The sequence below is a fragment of the Uliginosibacterium sp. 31-12 genome (assembly GCF_030548425.1).
Lineage (GTDB): Bacteria > Pseudomonadota > Gammaproteobacteria > Burkholderiales > Rhodocyclaceae > Uliginosibacterium > Uliginosibacterium aquaticum.
The window spans coordinates 25059-42613 of the sequence record NZ_JAUOOA010000010.1 but is presented as its reverse complement, the minus strand read 5'-3'; the positions used below and the strand labels follow the sequence as shown (position 1 = coordinate 42613).

The window sequence follows — 17555 nt, the reverse complement described above, 5'->3', positions numbered from 1 at the left end:
TTTGCATCAAATAAGCGGCATATGGCTATCCAGTGGTTTCCCGGACACATGACCTCGGCGCGTAAGAAGGCGGCCGACGCCATGGAGAACATCGATGTGATCATCGAGGTGCTCGACGCACGCCTGCCGCAGGCCAGTTGCAACCCCATGATCACGCAGTTGCGCCAGCATCGTCAGCGCCCCTGCCTGAAGATCCTGAATAAGGCCGATCTGGCGGACCCTGTTGTGACGGCGGCCTGGCTGGAGTATTTCAACCAGCAAGCGGGCGTCAAGGCGGTCGCTTTGTCCTGCAAGAAGGCCTCCGACGTGGCGCGTGTGCCCGGCCTGTGCCGGCCGCTGGCACCACACCGCAACGACAACGTAAAGCCGCTGCGCATGATGATCATGGGGATTCCGAACGTCGGCAAATCCACCCTGATGAATGCGCTGCTCGGGCGCAAGCTTTCGGCCGTGGGCGACGAGCCGGCGGTGACCAAGAATCAGGTACGTGCCGATATCGATATCCGTCACACCCTGGTTGATACGCCCGGCATGATGTGGCCCAAGATTGAGTTCGACAGCGACGGCTACATGCTTGCTGCCAGCCACGCGATTGGCCGCAATGCGGTGATCGATGAGGAGGTGGCGGGGTTCCTGGCGGACGTGCTGCTGGCGCGCTATTCACAGAACCTTGTCGAGCGCTATGGTTTTGACGTGAAGGGCATGGATGGCGTGGCGGTGGTGGAAGCCATCGGCAAGCGGCGTGGTTTTCGCATCAAGGGCGGTGGGCTGGATCTGGAAAAAGCCGCGCTGACCCTGCTACAGGATTACCGCGACGGGCGTCTCGGGCGTATCACGCTGGAAACGCCGGAAACCCGGTTGGCGATGATCGCCGAGCATCAGCGTCTCAAAGCGTTGGCGCTGCCAGATGACCGGGCCAAGCCGGATGCGGCTGAGGAAGAGCTCGAGGATTGAGTCGTTTGGCCGACTTCAGTCGGCCAAACAGGTCTGCTGTGCGACTGAAGTCGATCCTATGGTTGAGCTGCAGCTCCTACAGCAATGAACTTGTCCGCGAAGCCTTGAGCAGCACGATCAGGGCGCCGGCGCCGCCATCCGGCAGGCGTGCCTGGCAGTAAGCCATCACGTCTGCGTAGTTCATTAGCCAGCCCGCCACGAGTTTCTTCAGAACCGGTTCGCGGCCGGGGGAGCCGCGCCCCTTGCCGTGCACCACGCGCACGCAGCGGATGCCTTCCTTCTTCCAGCGCCCCATGCAGGCAGCCAGCAGATCGCGTGCTTCATCGCGGTTGCAGCCATGCAGGTCGACCTGATCGTGAACCACCCAGCGGCCTCGGCGCAGGTCGCGGATGATCGCGCGCGGCACGCCGTTGGCGAGATAAAACAACTCGTCGCCGCCTTCCAGGTGCAGATCCAGCGAGGTGGGTGCGTAGATGGATTCGGCCAGTGCTGCCGCCTCATCGCGTTCCAGTTGGAGCGGTAGCGGCTTGGGTTTGGGCGCTTCGATCTCCACGCGTGTGTTCTGGATGGGTTTTACCCCGCGCAGAGCAGCAGCCAGATCGCTGGTTTCGCCCGCCAGCGGTTTGGCATCTTCGGCCAGCCAGGCAGCGGGAATCCACTCGTCCTGATTCGTCTGTACGACGGTAGTTGGCGCCAGCTCTTCGGCACTGCGCGTGCGCGGAATGGGCGCTGGCTTGGGGCGCTCGATCTCGGCATGGTTACCGGGCGGCAAGGCCTTTACACCGGACAAGGCCTCGCGCAGCAGGCTGGCTTCATCTGGCGCGTTAACGGCAACAACCCGCCGTGGGGCGGGTTGTTCTTTGAGCTTGCGCTTGAGTTCAGCTAACGCAGGCAGGCGGGTCTTGCTCATGCAGTTTAGAGCCCGCCGAGGTAGCGCTCTGCATCCAGTGCGGCCATGCAGCCAGTGGCTGCCGAGGTGATAGCCTGACGGTAGTTGTGGTCGGCCACATCTCCAGCAGCAAACACGCCCTTGATGGTGGTCTGGGTGGCGTTGCCGTGCTGGCCAGTCTGCACTGTCAGGTAGCCAGCTTCGTTCATGTCCAGTTGGCCCTTGAAGATATCGGTGTTTGGTGCGTGCCCGATGGCAATGAACACACCTTGCAGCGCGATGTCCTTGGCGGCACCGGTCTTGAGGTTCTTGATGCGCATGCCGTTCACGCCCTTGGCGTCGCCGATGACTTCGTCCAGCGTTGAATCCAGCTCCAGTACGATCTTGCCTTCTTGAACACGCTCCATGAGCTTGTCGACCATGATGGCTTCAGCGCGGAACTTGTCGCGGCGATGCACCAGCGTCACCTTACTGGCGATGTTGGCCAGATACAGGGCCTCTTCCACAGCGGTGTTGCCGCCGCCGATCACGGCGACTTCCTGATTCTTGTAGAAAAAACCGTCACAGGTTGCGCAAGCCGACACGCCGCGACCGGAGAACTTCTCTTCCGAGGGCAGGCCCAGGTACTTAGCCGTAGCGCCGGTGGCGATGATTAGCGCGTCACAGGTGTAAGTGCCGGCGTCCCCCACCAGCGTGAAGGGGCGCTCGGTCAGCTTCGTCGTGTGGATGTGATCAAAAATGATCTCAGTGTTGAAGCGGCGTGCGTGTTTTTCGAAGCGGGCCATCAGATCGGGGCCTTGCACACCGTCGGCGTCAGCCGGCCAGTTATCGACTTCGGTCGTCGTCATCAGCTGGCCGCCCTGGGCCATGCCGGTGATCAGCACCGGCTTGAGATTGGCACGCGCAGCGTAAACGGCCGCGGTATAGCCGGCAGGGCCGGAGCCAAGGATGATCAGGGGATGATGCTGGGTCGTTCCACTCATGATGGGCTCCTTCAGGAAAATTTCTTGTGCCGGATTATAGCCGAGCCCTTGGCTGCCTCCCTGATTGTCCCTGCCAATCGGAGGCATTGGCGGGTACTACTTGTCTGCTATCGGTGATTGTGAATGCGGGATGTTTCCAAGCGTGAAGCTTGTCACATATACTCGTGGCACAAGTTGGCATTTCAATCAGAATTTCCCGCGCATAGGCTGCGGCCGGCACGGAGGGTTAATGGCAATCAAGCACACGATTTCTGCAACTGCGCTGCGAACGGTGCCGATCTTTCAGGGACTGGACGCCGAGCGTCTCGAAGAAGTAGCCCGCTGCGCCACCCTGCGCCGGGTGGCCCGTGGTACTACGGTGGTTCAGGCCGGAGAGCTGACCGATAACGTCTATTTCGTACTGAATGGCAGTCTCAAAGTACTTGTCAGCGATGAAGATGGCCGTGAGGTGATCCTGACGATCATCGGTCAGGGTGATGTTTTTGGCGAAATGGGGGTGCTGGATGAGGAGCCCCGTTCTGCTACGGTGACCGCAGTAGCGGCTTCTGATCTGATCGTGATCCCGCAAGCCGATTTCCGCCAGATCATGGCGCACAACTTCGAGGTTTGTCTGCGCGTCATGTGCAACATGGCGCGTCGGCTGCGTGCAGCTGATCGTAAGATCGAAAGTCTTGCCTTGATGGATGTGTATGGGCGCGTGGCCCGTCTTTTGCTGGATATGGCCGAGACGGTCGACGGTCGCAGCGTCGTGCGCAAGAAAATTTCCAAGCAGGACATTGCCCGCATGATTGGCGCTTCGCGTGAGATGGTTTCGCGCGTGATGAAGGATCTGCAAGCACGCGGCTTGCTCGAAGAAACGCCGGATGGTCTGGTGATCATCGAACAGGTGGCCGACGCCTGATGCGGGCGGCCGCGAGAGCAGCCAGCCCGCGCGGTATAATCGGCCGCATCCTGTCTGCCCCCGGCAACCTCATGTTGTTCAGAGCCTCTTCGCGTCCCGCAAGTCAGCCCCTGCCAGAAAAAATCGGCCTCCTGTTGCGCGAGGCCGGCTGGTTGCTGCTGGGGGCTGCGGGCGCTTATCTGACGATGATCCTCGCGGGCTACAGCAAGGCCGACCCGAGCTGGTCCCATGCCGTTGAGGTTGGCCAGATTGCCAATCCTGGTGGGCGTTTCGGGGCCTGGTTTGCCGATATGCTGCTGCAACTCTTCGGTAGCTCGGCCTGGTTGCTGGTGGTGCTGATGTTCTGGGGCCTATTCCTCGGCGGGCGTCGTTTCCGCAACGAGCTTGAATCCGACCGCCGCTCGCTGTTCATCGTACTGGCAGGTTTTGTGATCCTGCTGCTGACCAGTTGCGGCATCGAAGCGGTGCGCTTTCATACTAGCCATGCCCTGTTGCCGGGCCAGCCCGGTGGCGTGATCGGTACCGAATTTGGCCGACTGGTAGTGCGCTACCTCGGTTTTACTGGCGGCACGCTGCTCATGCTGGCAGCGTGGGCGGGTGGCTTGAGCCTGTTTGGCGGTTTCTCGCTGGTCGAAGCAGTGGAGAAGCTCGGGCTGGGCTTGGAGCTCTCGTGGGCCTTCATCCTGCGCAAGCTGCATTCCTGGCGTGATCGTCAGGCAGGCAAGGAAATTGCCGTCAAACGCGAAGAAAAGGTCAAGCGCGAGCGCAAGAAGCGTGAGGATGCGCCGCCGGTGGCGATCCATATCGAACCGGTCATGAAGGCCGAGCCGCTCAAGATCGTTGAGGCCCCGAAAGCGGACAAGGAGCGCCAGGTTGGCCTGTTTGGCGAAACGCCTGCGGGCGCCGGTCTGCCCGGTTTGACCCTGCTGGATGCGCCGAGCAACGACGTAGAGCCGCCGTCTGTCGAAACCCTTGAATACACTTCACGCCTGATTGAACGGAAGCTCGCGGACTTCGGTGTCGAGGTGAAGGTGCTGGCGGCTTATCCCGGCCCGGTGATCACGCGCTACGAAATCGAGCCAGCCATCGGTGTGAAGGGTGCCCAGATCATGAATCTGGTCAAGGATCTGGCGCGCGCCCTGTCGGTGATGAGCATCCGGGTGGTCGAAACAATCCCAGGCAAAGCCTGCATGGGCCTCGAAATTCCGAACGTGAAGCGCCAGACCGTGCGTCTCTCGGAAATCATCGGCTCCAAGGTCTATCACGACATGCATTCGCCGCTGACGGTGGCGCTGGGCAAGGATATCGGCGGCAACCCGGTGGTGGCGGATCTCGCGAAGATGCCGCACCTGCTGGTGGCGGGCACGACCGGTTCGGGCAAGTCGGTGGGCATCAACGCGATGATCCTGTCGCTGCTCTACAAGGCCGAAGCGGACAAGGTGCGCCTGATCCTGGTGGATCCGAAAATGCTCGAACTGTCTGTTTACGAAGGCATTCCGCATCTGCTGGCGCCGGTTGTGACCGACATGAAGCACGCCGCGCATGCGCTCAACTGGTGTGTGGGCGAGATGGAGCGCCGCTACAAACTGATGTCCGCTATGGGCGTGCGTAACCTGGCTGGCTTCAACAAGCAGATCGCTGATGGGGTGAAGGCCGGCTCACCGATCAAGAATCCTTTCTCGCTGACTCCCGAAAATCCCGAGCCACTGGAACACATGCCGTTGATTGTGGTGGTGATCGACGAGCTGGCTGACTTGATGATGGTGGTTGGCAAGAAGATCGAGGAACTGATTGCGCGTCTGGCGCAGAAAGCGCGTGCGGCGGGTATTCACCTTGTGCTCGCCACCCAGCGCCCATCAGTGGATGTGATTACTGGCCTGATCAAGGCCAATATCCCGACGCGCATGGCCTTCCAGGTCTCCAGCAAGATTGATTCGCGCACCATCCTCGATCAGATGGGGGCTGAGTCCCTGCTGGGCATGGGAGATATGCTCTATCTTGCCCCGGGTACCGGTTTTCCGACGCGGGTGCACGGCGCTTTCGTGGACGACAAGGAAGTCCACAAGGTGGTCGAGTATCTCAAGAGCACTGGCCAGCCCAATTACATCGAAGGCATGCTGTCGGGCGCCACGGAAGAGGGCGGCGAGCTCAGCTCTGACATCTTCGGCGAATCCGGCAACGGCGGTGGCGAAGCCGATGAGCTTTACGACAAGGCCGTGGCGGTGGTGCTGCAGACCCGTCGCCCGTCGATTTCGCTGGTGCAACGCCATCTGCGCATTGGCTACAACCGCGCGGCACGCCTCATCGAACAGATGGAGCAGGCTGGCTTGGTGTCGTCGGCCAATGCCACGGGTAATCGCGAAGTGTTGGCACCTGCCCGCGAGCAATAACTCTTTCCCGGAATTTCCTGTATGAAAAAAATGCTTCTTTCGCTGCTGTGTCTGGCAGCGCCGACACTTGCTTTTGCCGCCGCTATCGAGCAGTTGCAGCAGTTTCTGGACGGTAGCAAGACGGCGCGTGCCAGCTTCACCCAGAAAGTCATCTCAAAAACTGGCCGAGCCGGGCAGAACGCCTCCGGCACGATGAGCTTCCTGCGCCCCGGCAAGTTCCGCTGGGAGTACACCAAGCCTTACAACCAGCTGATCGTTGCTGACGGCAGCAAGCTGTGGAGTTACGACAAAGAGCTCAATCAGGTCGTGATCAAGCCGATGAGCCAGGCGCTCGGCGCCACTCCGGCAGCCTTGCTGGCCGGAAGCAATGATTTCCAGAAAAACTTCTCCCTGCGCGAGGATGGTGCTGCTGACGGACTGGAGTGGGTGGAAGCCACGCCGCGCAGCAACGAAGCCGGCTTCGAACGGGTGCGTATCGGCATGAAAGGCAATCTGCCGCAGGCCATGGAAGTGCGTGACAACTTCGGCCAGCTCACCGTGCTGCAGTTTTCCGCTTTTGAACGCAATCCGGTGCTGCCGGCCGATGCTTTTCGCTTCACGCCGCCCAAGGGGGCGGATGTGGTAGGCGAGTAGGCCAGACTGAATGGCCGATCTTTTCTCAAGCCCGCCATCGCCTGACAAGGTTCCACTTGCTGAACGTCTTCGGCCGCAAACGCTTGACGATGTGGTTGGCCAGATCCATTTACTCGGGCCGGGCAAACCCTTGAGGTTGGCGGTGGAGTCCGGCAAGCCACACTCGATGATCCTGTGGGGGCCGCCGGGGGTGGGCAAGACGACGCTGGCACGCCTGATGGCACGACATTTCGATGCCGAGTTCATGGCCTTGTCAGCGGTATTCGCGGGCGTCAAGGATATTCGCGAGGCGGTGGCTCAGGCCGAAATGCTGCAGGGCACCACCGGCCGCCGCACCATCCTGTTCGTGGATGAAGTGCACCGCTTCAACAAGAGTCAGCAGGACGCGTTCCTGCCTTACGTTGAATCCGGTTTGCTGACTTTCATTGGCGCGACCACTGAAAACCCGTCGTTTGAAGTCAATTCGGCGCTGCTTTCACGCGCCGCCGTGTATGTGCTGGATAGCCTCAAACCAGAGGAAATGCAGCAGCTTTTTGCCCGCGCCAGCCGTGAAGCCCTGCCAACACTCCGATTTACCGACGAAGCGCGCGATCGCCTGATCGGCTGGGCCGATGGGGATGCACGGCGTTTTCTGAACGTGCTGGAAACCCTGGAAACTGCATCCAGTGCTGCCGGGGTGAAGGAGATCACCGGGGAGTTCGCCGAGTCGACGCTGGCCCAGAATCTGCGCCGCTTCGACAAGGGCGGCGAAGCTTTTTACGACCAGATTTCTGCGCTGCACAAATCGGTGCGTGGCTCGAACCCTGATGCAGCACTCTACTGGTTCGTGCGCATGCTTGATGGTGGTGCGGATCCGCTGTATCTGGGGCGGCGCATCGTGCGTATGGCTGTAGAGGATATCGGTTTGGCCGATCCACGTGCGCTGACGATGTCGCTTGAGGCCTGCCAGACTTACGAGCGCCTCGGCTCACCCGAGGGCGAACTGGCACTGGCTCAGGCAGTGCTGTATCTGGCGGTGGCCGCCAAATCGAATGCGGCCTACATGGCCTACAACGAGGCACGCCGTTTCGTGAAACAGGACGTTAGCCGTTCGGTACCGATTCATTTGCGTAATGCGCCGACCAAGCTCATGAAGGAGTTGGGCTACGGCAAGGAATACCGATACGCACACGATGAACCTGGCGCTTATGCTGCGGGTGAGGATTATCTGCCAGAGGGGATGCCGGCGATCAGCTGGTATGAGCCAACCGATCGCGGCCTGGAGGGCAAGATCGCCCAGAAGCTCGCCTACCTTAAGGGCCTGGATCGCGCGGCGCGAGACGGTGAAGATCGCTAGACCGGATGTGCCGAACGGAATTCGGCATACACGTGAAGCACGTGTTCGGCTTTGTCGATAGCACCTTGCGTCATGGCGTCCGATACAAGGTCTGAAAGGCAACTGCAGATCATCTCCACGCCTTCGTCGGTCTGCACCAGACTGCAGGCCATCGGGCCGGCGATTTCCTGCGGGATGTGTTCGTGTTCGGCAAACAGTTCAACTTCTTCATCGGTCAGGTCACAGTAGTCTAGGCAGTCTTGCATCGTTAACATCTCGGGCTCCTCTGCAGCTTGTTCGCCTCGCAAAGCGTGGCTTTTTGACTTCACTACACACTCCAAGCTAGAGCACAGTGATTTGATCGCCAGTTGCAATTGGCTATGCGGCTCCCTGTGTGCAATTGCATTTTCTAATGTCAGCCCGAAAGCCTTGCTGGAAGGGCGCAATACGGGCGGGTATGCGACAAAACTTTGCGCTGCACAAAGGGCTGAACGGGTGCCTCGTGTAAACTGCGCGCTTCTAAGAAATCCGCCATCCAGATCACCATGCTTGATATCCAGCTTCTCCGCACCCAGCTCGACGCCGTTGCCCTGCGCCTGGCCAAGCGCAATTTCGTGCTCGACGTAGCCGTCTTCCAATCCATGGAAGACGATCGCAAGACTCTGCAGACCCGTACTCAGGAATTGCAGTCAAGGCGCAACAGCCTTTCCAAGCAAATCGGCATGTTGAAGGGCAAGGGCGAAGATGCTTCGGCTGTGATGGCGGAAGTGGGTGGTCTGGGTGATGAGCTGAAAGCCTGCGAAGAGCAGCTGGGTGCTTTGCAGACCCGCCTGAACGATTTTCTTGCGCGCATCCCGAACCTGCCGAATGAAGACGTGCCGGTCGGCAAGGATGAGTCGGGCAACGTAGAGGTGCGCCGTTGGGGCAGCCCGCGCGCTTTTGATTTCGAGGTCAAGGACCACGCTGACCTCGGCGAGCCGCTGGGGCTGGACTTCGACACTGGCGCCAAGCTTTCAGGCGCGCGTTTTTCCTTCCTCAAGGGCGGCATGGCGCGCCTACACCGTGCGATTGCTCAGCTGATGCTGGATACCCAGACTGGCGAACACGGCTACACCGAGTGCTACACGCCGTACATCGTGAATCCGGACGTGCTGTTCGGCACCGGTCAGCTGCCCAAGTTTGCCGATGACATGTTCCGGGTGGAGCGTGGTGGTGAAGATGGTCAGACCCAGTACCTGATCTCGACTTCCGAAATTTCGCTGACCAATATCGTCAAGGACACAATCCTCAAGGCTGAAGATCTGCCACTCAAGCTCACCGCGCATACGCCGTGCTTCCGTTCGGAGGCTGGCAGCTATGGTCGTGACACCAAGGGCATGATCCGCCAGCACCAGTTCGACAAGGTCGAGATGGTTCGCATCACCCGTCCGGAAGAGAGCGCAGCGGCGCTGGAGGAAATGGTGGGCAATGCTGAGGCGGTGCTGCAGAAGCTGAAGCTGCCGTATCGGGTGGTGGCTTTGTGTACCGGTGATATGGGCTTCTCGGCTGCGCGTACTTACGATCTTGAAGTGTGGTTGCCGGCGCAAGGCACTTATCGCGAGATTTCTTCGGTGTCCAACTGCGAAGCCTTCCAGGCCCGCCGCATGCAAGCTCGCTACAAGGCTGAAACCGGCAAAAACGAGCTGGTGCACACCTTGAACGGTTCCGGCCTGGCAGTGGGGCGTACGCTGGTGGCTGTTCTGGAAAACTATCAGCAGGCCGATGGCTCGGTTGTGATTCCGGAGGCGCTCAAGCCGTACATGGGTGGGCTGGAAGTGCTCGCACCGCAGGCCTGATCCTTCGCTTCTTTAACAACAAAGGCTCCTTCGTGGAGCCTTTGTTGTTTCTGCTTAAAGCAGCGTTGCCAGCCAGGGCGCCAGCAATACCATCAGGATGCCGGCAATGATCATGGTCAGGCTCGAAATCACGCCTTCCTCTGTATCTCGTTTGTGGGCTGTGACTGTGCCAACAGCGTGGGCGCCGGCGCCGAACAGCGCGCCCTTGGCCAGCGCCGAGCGTACCGGTAGCCAGCTCAACAACCATTCGCCCAGCACCATGCCGACCAGCCCGGTGATCACCACAAATACTGCCGCGAGTTCTGCCTGACCTCCTAGCTGGGGGGCAGCGGCCAGCGCGAACGGGGTGCTGATCGAGCGCACAGCGAGGCTGCGGGCCAGAAGATCCGGTAGGCCCATCAGATGGCTGAACCAGGCGGTGCTCAGTACCGCGACCGTCATGCCGACCACTACGCCAACGATCAGGGGAAGCCAGTGGCGACGAATGACTGACCGGTATTCGAAGATCGGGATTGCAAAGGCGACTGTCGCCGGCCCCAGCATGGCAGAGAGCCAGTGGCTCTGTGCGTTGTATGCGGCGTAAGGCACGCGGGCCAGGAGCAGGATGGCGATCAGGATGGCTGGTACCACAATCAGTGGTGAGAGCAGCGGGTGGGCTATGCGGCGATGCAGGCCGCGCGCTGCGGTGTATAGCAGAACGGTTAGTGCGAGCCAGAAGAGACCATGCAGTAGCGTCATGCGTCTTCTCCATGTTTGCGCCAGCGCGCTTCAAGCTTCCAAACGAGATCGACGGCCAATGCCGTGGAGAGCATGACGCAGGCTGTGCTGCCGACGATGACCAGACCGATCGCAACGAAGCGCCCCTGTAGCACTTCGCCGTATTGCAGCACGGCGATTACCACCGGGATGAAAAACAGCAGCATTTCCCGCAGCAGCCAGCCTGCACCGTCTGCCAACCATTCGCGACGCAAGAGGCCCAGTCCGAGCAGGACCAGGGCCAGTGCGATGCCGGTAACGGTAGGTGGCAGGCCGTGCAGCCAGTTGCTTGAGAGTTCGACGGCGGCGAGCCAGATCAGGATCAGCAGGCCGATCTGCAGCAGGGTGCGGCAGAACTGGTGGAGGCGTGGGGGCAGGGCAGGCATTTGTGCGCCAATGAAACGAAGCCTTGTAATGATACGGCGCTGCACAAGAAAAAACCCGCCGGAGCGGGTTCTTTCTGAGTTTGCAGCCTTCTTCAGTCGGCAAAGAAGTCCTTGACCTTGTCCATCCAGGATTTGGCACGCGGATTGTGGCTGTCTCCGCCATCTTTGCAGATGGACTCGAACTCGCGCAGCAGTTCTTTTTGACGTTCGTTGAGTTTGACCGGCGTCTCGATCACCACATGGCAGTGCAAGTCGCCATGGTAGCCGCTGCGCACATTCTTGATGCCCTTGCCGCGCAGGCGAAAGACTTTTCCGGTCTGGGTCTCGGCCGGGATCTTGATCGCGGCAGCGCCATCGAGGGTCGGGATTTCTATTTCGCCACCAATCGCAGCGGTCACGAAGCTGATCGGCATCTCGCAATGCAGATCATCCCCGTCACGCTCGAAGACTGCGTGCTGCTTGATATGGATCTCGACGAACAGATCGCCCGGAGGCCCCCCATTTACGCCGGGTTCGCCGAAGCCGGCGTGGCGCAGACGCATGCCGGAGTCGATGCCGGCCGGGATCTTCACTTCCAGGGTCTTCTGTTTCTTCACGCGACCCGCGCCGTGGCAGTCACCACACGGATCGGTGATGACGCGGCCGGAGCCGTGACACTTCGGACAGGTCTGCTGGATCGAGAAGAAGCCTTGCTGCATGCGGACCTGGCCTGCGCCGCCACAGGTGCCGCAGGTCTTGGGCTGGGTGCCGGGCTTAGCGCCGGAGCCCTTGCAGGTGCCACATTCTTCCTGAACCGGAATGCGGATCGTCTTTTCGACACCGCGTGCAGCTTCTTCGAGCGATACCTCAAGGTTGTAGCGTAGGTCACCGCCGCGATAGACGCGTGCGCCGCCGCCGCCACCGCGGCCACCCCCGAAAATCTCGTCGAAGATGCCACCGAAGGCATCGCCGAAGTCCTGCCCGCCGCCGCCGAAGCCGCCATGGCCGGCGGACTGATCCACGCCGGCATGGCCGTAACGATCGTAAGCGCCGCGTTTCTGGCTGTCCGAGAGCATCTCGTAGGCTTCTTTGGCCTCCTTGAATTTCTCTTCCGCGCCCTTGTCATCCGGATTGCGGTCTGGATGGTGTTTCATGGCCAGCTTGCGATAGGCCTTCTTGATGTCGTCGTCCGAAGCGTCGCGGGCAACGCCCAGCACTTCGTAATAATCTCTTTTTGCCATGGGTCTTCCTCAAGGCAAGAGCGCAAAGAGCGTCTGCACTGCGGCGTGGCTCTTTGCGCTCCAGGCGCCTCTGCGGTGAGTGGAATTACTTCTTGTCTTTGACTTCAGTGAATTCCGCATCCACTACGTTGTCGTCTGCCGGCTTGGCTTCAGCCTGAGCGCCGCCTGCGGCCGCGCCTTCAGCGGCTTGCTGCTGGGCGTACATAGCTTCGCCGAGCTTCTGGCTGACCGTTGCCAGGGCTTGTGCCTTGGCTTCGATTTCGGCCTTGTCGTCGCTCTTGATGGCGTCTTCCGCTTCCTTTAGAGCCGCTTCGATCTTGCCCTTCTCTTCAGCAGAAACCTTGTCGCCGTGCTCGCTGAGCGCCTTCTTGGTGGTGTGGATCAAGCCATCGCACTGATTGCGGGCTTCCACCAGCTCATGCTGACGCTTGTCTTCTTCAGCGTGCGCAGCAGCATCGTTCACCATCTTCTGGATTTCGTCTTCCGACAGGCCGGAGTTGGCCTTGATGGTGATCTTGTTTTCCTTACCGGTGGCCTTGTCGGCGGCCTTCACGTGCAGGATGCCGTTGGCGTCGATGTCGAAGGTCACTTCGATCTGCGGCATGCCGCGCGGGGCGGGCGCAATTCCTTCCAAATTGAATTCGCCGAGCAGCTTGTTGCCGGCGGCCATTTCGCGCTCACCTTGATAGACCTTGATGGTCACGGCGGGCTGGTTGTCGTCAGCGGTCGAGAAGACCTGTGCGTGCTTGGTCGGAATGGTGGTGTTGCGCTTGATCATGGCGGTCATCACGCCACCCAGGGTTTCGATACCCAGGGACAGCGGGGAGACGTCCAGCAGCAGCACGTCCTTCACGTCACCCTTGAGCACGCCACCCTGAATTGCGGCGCCGACGGCCACGGCTTCGTCCGGGTTCACGTCCTTGCGGGCTTCCTTGCCGAAGAACTCTTTGACCTTTTCCTGCACCTTGGGCATGCGGGTTTGGCCGCCGACGAGGATCACGTCGTCGATGTCAGTGATGGACAGGCCGGCGTCCTTCAGCGCCTTGCGGCAAGGCTCGATGGTGTTGTTCACCAGCTCTTCGACCAGCGACTCGAACTTGGCGCGGGTGATTTTCATGGTCAAGTGGGCGGGCGCGCCGTTGGCCATGGTGATGTAGGGCTCGTTGATTTCGGTCTGCTGGCTGGACGACAGCTCGATCTTGGCGCGCTCGGCAGCTGCCTTGATGCGTTGCAGGGCGATAGCGTCCTTCGAGAGGTCGATGCCGTTGATGGTCTTGAACTCGGCCACGATGAAATCGATCAGGCGCTGGTCGAAGTCTTCGCCACCAAGGAAGGTGTCGCCATTGGTAGCGAGCACTTCGAATTGCTTGTCGCCATCCACGTCGGCGATTTCGATGATCGAGATATCGAAGGTGCCGCCGCCCAAATCGAACACGGCGATCTTCTGGTCTTTCTTGCCTACCTTGTCCAGACCGAAAGCCAGCGCAGCAGCGGTCGGCTCGTTGATGATGCGCTTTACATCCAGACCGGCGATGCGGCCGGCATCCTTGGTGGCTTGGCGCTGGCTGTCGTTGAAGTAGGCCGGCACGGTGATCACGGCTTCGGTGACTTCTTCGCCGAGGTAGTCTTCAGCGGTCTTCTTCATCTTGCGCAGCACGTCAGCGGAGATTTGCGGCGGGGCCATCTTCTTGCCGCGCACTTCCACCCAGGCGTCGCCGTTGTCTGCCTTGACGATGGCGTAGGGCATCATGTGGATGTCCTTCTGCACTTCCTTCTCTTCGAAGCGGCGGCCGATCAGGCGCTTGACGGCATAGAGCGTGTTCTTGGCGTTGGTCACGGCCTGACGCTTGGCGGGTGCGCCGCACAGAACTTCGCCTTCTTCCATGTAAGCCACGATGGACGGCGTGGTGCGCGCACCTTCCGAGTTTTCGATCACCTTGGGCTGGCCGCCTTCCATGATGGCCACGCAGCTGTTGGTGGTGCCGAGGTCAATACCAATGATTTTTGCCATGTTCAAAGCTCCTTGATGTCTTTCCGGGAAGCGCGGGTGCGCGCTTCGCATTCATTCCTGTTACTGAAGTGGGGGCATGCCCCTGAATTTCAAGCCGATTGGGCGACAGCGACCAGCGCCGGGCGCAGCACACGGCCTTCCAGTGCGTACCCCTTTTGGAACACTTGCACGACGGTGTTCGCCGGCTGATCCGAGGGGACGGCGGAGATGGCCTGATGCTTGTGCGGGTCGAACTTCTCGCCGAGCGGATTGATGTCCTGCAGGCCGCTCTTCTCGAAGGCCTTGGCGAGGTTCTTGAGGGTCAGATCAGCACCTTCGCGGATAGACTCCAGACTGGCACCCTCGACAGCAAGGGTCTGCTCCAGGCTGTCTTTCACCACCAGCAGTTCATTGGCGAACTTCTCGATGGCGAACTTTGCGGCTTTGCTGATGTCTTCCTGAGCACGGCGGCGCACGTTTTCGGTTTCGGCCTTGGCGCGCAGCCAGGCATCATGGTGTTCAGCAGCCAGCAATTCGGTCTGGCGCAACTGCTCTTCGATGCTCGGCAAGGTGTCAATGTTTGCCTGGGCCTGACCGTCGTCAGCGTTTTGGGGGTCTTGCGGGCTGCTTGCCGGTTCCAGTCCCTGCTCGAGACTATCCTGATTTTGCGACATCAAACGTGCTCCTGAATTGAATCCAGAGGCTCAGATGGGGTATTGACGCTGTTTTTCAAGCGCTTTCCTTCTTTTTTTTTATGATCTTTGTCACACTCCCATCTGGGCCGGAGTGTGACCGGCAGGGGGCAGGGTAAGTCATGGCGGATATGCCGGAACGCGTCGGGAAATACAAGATCATCCGCGAGATCGGGCGGGGGGCGACGGCCGTCGTTTATCTCGCCGAAAATCCGTATTACCCGGAGCCCGTGGCCCTCAAATACATCTCCTTCCGCGACAAGGCCAAGGATGAGGCCAAGTGGAACCGACGCCTGCTCAAGCTCTTGCGTGCCGAGGGCTCGGTGGCGCGGCGTCTGGATCATCCGAACATCATCAAGATCTACGAGGCGGTGATCGAGAAGGATGAAGCCTACGTTGTGATGGAGTATTTTCCCGGCGGTTCGCTGGAAGATTTCTGCAGCTACGAAAAGATGCTGCCGGTGCATCGCACCACCAGCATCATTTTCAAGGTCGCCATGGCGCTCGATTACGCCTACCGCCAGGGCATCGTGCACCGCGACATCAAGCCGGCAAACATCCTGGTCGACAGCACGGATAACGTGAAGATCACCGACTTCGGTCTGGCGATGAACGTGAACAAGAAGAGTGCCGAGGATTCGACCTTCATCATGGGGGTGGGATCGCCGGCCTACATGTCACCCGAGCAGATCAAGAACTACCCCCTCAATCAGAAGACCGACCTTTACTCGCTGGGCGTGGTGCTCTTCCACATGCTCACCGGGCGCTTGCCATTCCGGGCCAAGAACCCGGCACAGCTGGTCTACAAGATCATCAATACTGATCCTCCCTCGGCCAGCGCGCTGAACCCGGATGTGCCGGAAGCCATGGATACGGTGATCCGCAAGTCACTGGAGAAGGATCTGTACTCGCGCTACAAGAATGGTGCGGAGTTCGCCAAAGATCTCTCCGGGATTCAGTTCAAAATTTACGATGAAAGCGATGTCGTTCCGGATGGCTCGCGTTTCGCCCAGATTCGTCGGCTGGCGTTCTTTACCGAGTTTGACGACATAGAGATTTGGGAAATCGTGCGGTTTTCGGCTTGGCGTCTGGCGGAGCCGATGACCCAGATTGTGCGCGAAGGCACTACGGATCAGCGCTTTGGCATCCTGCTCGAGGGTGAGGTGGAGCTTTCGATCAATGGCAAGGCGGTGTCCGTTATTGGCCCGGGCGATTGCTTTGGTGAAACGGCGTATCTGGACAGTATCAACCACCGCCAGGTGTGCTCCGTGGTGAGCAAGAATTTCGTGCGCTATCTCGAAATCACTCCGGCCGCACTGGCCTTGACCTCTGAAGAGTGTCTCGAGCACTTCCGTGAGCGTCTCATGACCACTGTTGTGCAGCGTATGGCACGGGCCGATGCGCGCTTGGCAGAGCAGGGCGCTCCGGCCCTGCGTGCTGTTAATGTCACCAGTTCCAGCATGGAGCTGACACTGGTGGATGACTGATCCCGCAGTGGATCTGCATCCGGTTCAGTAGCTGCCTCGAGAGTCGTTCAGCGCTTGCTGAGCTGCCTCGCGAGGGCCAATTGCCCTCTCAGACCACCAGATCTACTTGCTGGATCCCGCGCGCTTCACCTGCTTCGGTGAGGAAGATGCCGCTGCTGCGCACCATTCCCAGTGTTTCTCCCTGATCCTTGATACTGAAGGGCGTTTGGCGGTGTTCCAGTGCTATAGCGCCGACGCCAGCTTTTGCCAGGCTTTGTGAGCCGGTATCGGGGCGCCACACGCTGAGGGCTGCGAAGCTTGAGTCTGCTTCGTCGATCCAGCCATTGCCATCCTCATCCAGTTCGGCCAGTTCGCTGAAGCCATTGCCTGAACTTGGGCCGAAGAGCTCGCTGCCGTCGTCGATCTTCCCGTTGCCGTTGCGGTCCAGTGCGAGCCAGGCGCTCCCAGCACCGAGCCCGGCCAGCTTTTCCTTTTCCCCATCCATATTGAGATCGAAGGACCAGGCACCAGCTTGCAGGCGTACCTGGTCTGTAGCCAGATTCAGGACCAGCGGATCGGTCGCTTTGGGCGTGTTGCCGGCTTCGATCAGCAGGGAGCTTTCCTGCCGCTCATAGCGCTGCATCGCGAGGTCGAGCGAAAAGTTGATGCGGCGGCCGTCCGCCGTGCTCACTTCTCCGCTGGCGCTGAAGGCCGCGAATTCAAACTCTTCATGGACCTGACGGGCTTCGATGCGTACAGACCACTGTGGTTCTGTGGCTGATGTTGCAGCGGGGGCTGGCGTGCCTGGCGAGCTCGAGGTATCGCTGCTTGTGGCGTCCAGGCTGCCCGGGTCGAAGAGTTCGATCTTGCGTCCGGTGATGGCTTCAATGACCGCGATGAGCAGTTTGAGGCGGCTGTCCATGGACGGCTCGCCCTCCTCGGAAGCCGCTTCGGCTTGTTGCACTGCCAGACCTTGCGACGACAGCTCTGCCTGGGTCTGAGGCGGGCGGCTAGAGAGGCTCTCGAGCTTGAATGTGAAGCTGCTCTCCTGGCGGGTGCGCTGCCAGGCGAGTGCTGTTCCTTCCGTCTGAAAGTCGCTGTGTGTGATTTTCATGCGTTTCTCCTGTGGCCCTTGTTGATGCGGC

The 17555-nt window shown here is 60.1% G+C and carries 16 protein-coding genes; 7 read left to right on the top strand and 9 right to left on the bottom strand.

The window, feature by feature from the left end:
* Nucleotides 1–21 precede the first annotated feature (21 nt).
* On the top strand, nt 22–954 hold the full coding sequence (gene ylqF / locus Q3Y64_RS16955) for a ribosome biogenesis GTPase YlqF (protein WP_101942898.1): 933 nt from the start codon (nt 22–24) through the stop codon (nt 952–954).
* 76 nt (nt 955–1030) lie between these two features.
* On the opposite strand, the gene Q3Y64_RS16950 is transcribed toward ylqF, so the two are convergent.
* A complete protein-coding gene (locus Q3Y64_RS16950) occupies nt 1031–1864 on the bottom strand; it encodes a Smr/MutS family protein (RefSeq protein ID WP_303563632.1) in 834 nt (277 codons plus the stop codon).
* Nucleotides 1865–1869: 5 nt separating this feature from the next.
* Nucleotides 1870–2826, bottom strand: coding sequence for a thioredoxin-disulfide reductase (trxB, locus tag Q3Y64_RS16945; protein ID WP_101943190.1), 957 nt, complete (start codon nt 2824–2826; stop codon nt 1870–1872).
* Nucleotides 2827–3055: 229 nt separating this feature from the next.
* Between trxB and Q3Y64_RS16940 the strand changes: the two genes are divergently transcribed.
* The 4 genes from Q3Y64_RS16940 to Q3Y64_RS16925 all read left to right on the top strand — a co-directional run bounded on the left by Q3Y64_RS16940 (nt 3056) and on the right by Q3Y64_RS16925 (nt 8086).
* The gene (locus Q3Y64_RS16940) at nt 3056–3727 is read left to right on the top strand and encodes a Crp/Fnr family transcriptional regulator (RefSeq protein WP_101942896.1); all 672 of its coding nucleotides are present in this window, start codon (nt 3056–3058) and stop codon (nt 3725–3727) included.
* 71 nt (nt 3728–3798) lie between these two features.
* Complete coding sequence (locus tag Q3Y64_RS16935) at nt 3799–6117, top strand: DNA translocase FtsK (protein ID WP_101942895.1); 2319 nt, start codon at nt 3799–3801, stop codon at nt 6115–6117.
* 21 nt (nt 6118–6138) lie between these two features.
* Nucleotides 6139–6750, top strand: a complete 612-nt coding sequence (gene lolA / locus Q3Y64_RS16930; RefSeq protein ID WP_101942894.1) for an outer membrane lipoprotein chaperone LolA — start codon at nt 6139–6141, stop codon at nt 6748–6750.
* A 10-nt stretch (nt 6751–6760) separates the two neighbouring features.
* Nucleotides 6761–8086, top strand: a complete 1326-nt coding sequence (locus Q3Y64_RS16925) for a replication-associated recombination protein A (RefSeq protein ID WP_303563627.1) — start codon at nt 6761–6763, stop codon at nt 8084–8086.
* Here the strand turns inward: Q3Y64_RS16925 and Q3Y64_RS16920 are convergent.
* Complete coding sequence (locus tag Q3Y64_RS16920; protein WP_303563625.1) at nt 8083–8331, bottom strand: hypothetical protein; 249 nt, start codon at nt 8329–8331, stop codon at nt 8083–8085. The genes Q3Y64_RS16925 and Q3Y64_RS16920 overlap by 4 nt on opposite strands.
* A gap of 279 nt (nt 8332–8610) precedes the next feature.
* Between Q3Y64_RS16920 and serS the strand changes: the two genes are divergently transcribed.
* Complete coding sequence (gene serS, locus Q3Y64_RS16915) at nt 8611–9900, top strand: serine--tRNA ligase (protein ID WP_303563622.1); 1290 nt, start codon at nt 8611–8613, stop codon at nt 9898–9900.
* A gap of 54 nt (nt 9901–9954) precedes the next feature.
* Here the strand turns inward: serS and Q3Y64_RS16910 are convergent, their stop codons facing one another.
* The 5 genes from Q3Y64_RS16910 to grpE form a co-directional block, all read right to left on the bottom strand.
* Nucleotides 9955–10638, bottom strand: coding sequence for an LrgB family protein (locus tag Q3Y64_RS16910; protein WP_101942888.1), 684 nt, complete (start codon nt 10636–10638; stop codon nt 9955–9957).
* Entirely contained in the window at nt 10635–11042 is a 408-nt protein-coding gene (locus Q3Y64_RS16905) for a CidA/LrgA family protein (protein WP_303563619.1), read from the bottom strand. The genes Q3Y64_RS16910 and Q3Y64_RS16905 overlap by 4 nt, the downstream gene beginning before the upstream one ends.
* A gap of 92 nt (nt 11043–11134) precedes the next feature.
* Complete coding sequence (dnaJ, locus tag Q3Y64_RS16900; RefSeq protein ID WP_303563617.1) at nt 11135–12262, bottom strand: molecular chaperone DnaJ; 1128 nt, start codon at nt 12260–12262, stop codon at nt 11135–11137.
* Nucleotides 12263–12347: 85 nt separating this feature from the next.
* Nucleotides 12348–14273 (bottom strand): molecular chaperone DnaK, encoded by a 1926-nt coding sequence (dnaK, locus tag Q3Y64_RS16895; protein WP_101942884.1) that lies wholly within the window; start codon nt 14271–14273, stop codon nt 12348–12350.
* Nucleotides 14274–14362: 89 nt separating this feature from the next.
* Nucleotides 14363–14926 (bottom strand): nucleotide exchange factor GrpE, encoded by a 564-nt coding sequence (gene grpE / locus Q3Y64_RS16890; protein WP_101942882.1) that lies wholly within the window; start codon nt 14924–14926, stop codon nt 14363–14365.
* A 140-nt stretch (nt 14927–15066) separates the two neighbouring features.
* On the opposite strand from grpE, the gene Q3Y64_RS16885 reads away from it, so the two are divergent.
* Complete coding sequence (locus Q3Y64_RS16885; RefSeq protein ID WP_303563614.1) at nt 15067–16431, top strand: serine/threonine-protein kinase; 1365 nt, start codon at nt 15067–15069, stop codon at nt 16429–16431.
* Between the two features lie 88 nt (nt 16432–16519).
* Here Q3Y64_RS16885 and Q3Y64_RS16880 read toward each other — a convergent pair whose 3' ends face one another.
* Entirely contained in the window at nt 16520–17524 is a 1005-nt protein-coding gene (locus tag Q3Y64_RS16880) for a hypothetical protein (protein ID WP_303563613.1), read from the bottom strand.
* Between the last annotated feature and the right edge of the window lie 31 nt (nt 17525–17555).

What these genes read in the sequence shown, in the direction of transcription:
- Q3Y64_RS16950 (WP_303563632.1), bottom strand. Translation starts at nt 1,864, where the DNA reads ATGAGCAAGACCCGCCTGCCTGCGTTAGCTGAACTCAAGCGCAAGCTC.
- trxB (WP_101943190.1), bottom strand. Translation starts at nt 2,826, where the DNA reads ATGAGTGGAACGACCCAGCATCATCCCCTGATCATCCTTGGCTCCGGC.
- Q3Y64_RS16925 (WP_303563627.1), top strand. Translation starts at nt 6,761, where the DNA reads ATGGCCGATCTTTTCTCAAGCCCGCCATCGCCTGACAAGGTTCCACTT.
- Q3Y64_RS16940 (WP_101942896.1), top strand. Translation starts at nt 3,056, where the DNA reads ATGGCAATCAAGCACACGATTTCTGCAACTGCGCTGCGAACGGTGCCG.
- Q3Y64_RS16910 (WP_101942888.1), bottom strand. Translation starts at nt 10,638, where the DNA reads ATGACGCTACTGCATGGTCTCTTCTGGCTCGCACTAACCGTTCTGCTA.
- lolA (WP_101942894.1), top strand. Translation starts at nt 6,139, where the DNA reads ATGAAAAAAATGCTTCTTTCGCTGCTGTGTCTGGCAGCGCCGACACTT.
- Q3Y64_RS16935 (WP_101942895.1), top strand. Translation starts at nt 3,799, where the DNA reads ATGTTGTTCAGAGCCTCTTCGCGTCCCGCAAGTCAGCCCCTGCCAGAA.
- Q3Y64_RS16905 (WP_303563619.1), bottom strand. Translation starts at nt 11,042, where the DNA reads ATGCCTGCCCTGCCCCCACGCCTCCACCAGTTCTGCCGCACCCTGCTG.
- Q3Y64_RS16920 (WP_303563625.1), bottom strand. Translation starts at nt 8,331, where the DNA reads ATGCAAGACTGCCTAGACTACTGTGACCTGACCGATGAAGAAGTTGAA.
- Q3Y64_RS16880 (WP_303563613.1), bottom strand. Translation starts at nt 17,524, where the DNA reads ATGAAAATCACACACAGCGACTTTCAGACGGAAGGAACAGCACTCGCC.
- dnaK (WP_101942884.1), bottom strand. Translation starts at nt 14,273, where the DNA reads ATGGCAAAAATCATTGGTATTGACCTCGGCACCACCAACAGCTGCGTG.
- Q3Y64_RS16885 (WP_303563614.1), top strand. Translation starts at nt 15,067, where the DNA reads ATGGCGGATATGCCGGAACGCGTCGGGAAATACAAGATCATCCGCGAG.
- dnaJ (WP_303563617.1), bottom strand. Translation starts at nt 12,262, where the DNA reads ATGGCAAAAAGAGATTATTACGAAGTGCTGGGCGTTGCCCGCGACGCT.
- grpE (WP_101942882.1), bottom strand. Translation starts at nt 14,926, where the DNA reads ATGTCGCAAAATCAGGATAGTCTCGAGCAGGGACTGGAACCGGCAAGC.
- serS (WP_303563622.1), top strand. Translation starts at nt 8,611, where the DNA reads ATGCTTGATATCCAGCTTCTCCGCACCCAGCTCGACGCCGTTGCCCTG.
- ylqF (WP_101942898.1), top strand. Translation starts at nt 22, where the DNA reads ATGGCTATCCAGTGGTTTCCCGGACACATGACCTCGGCGCGTAAGAAG.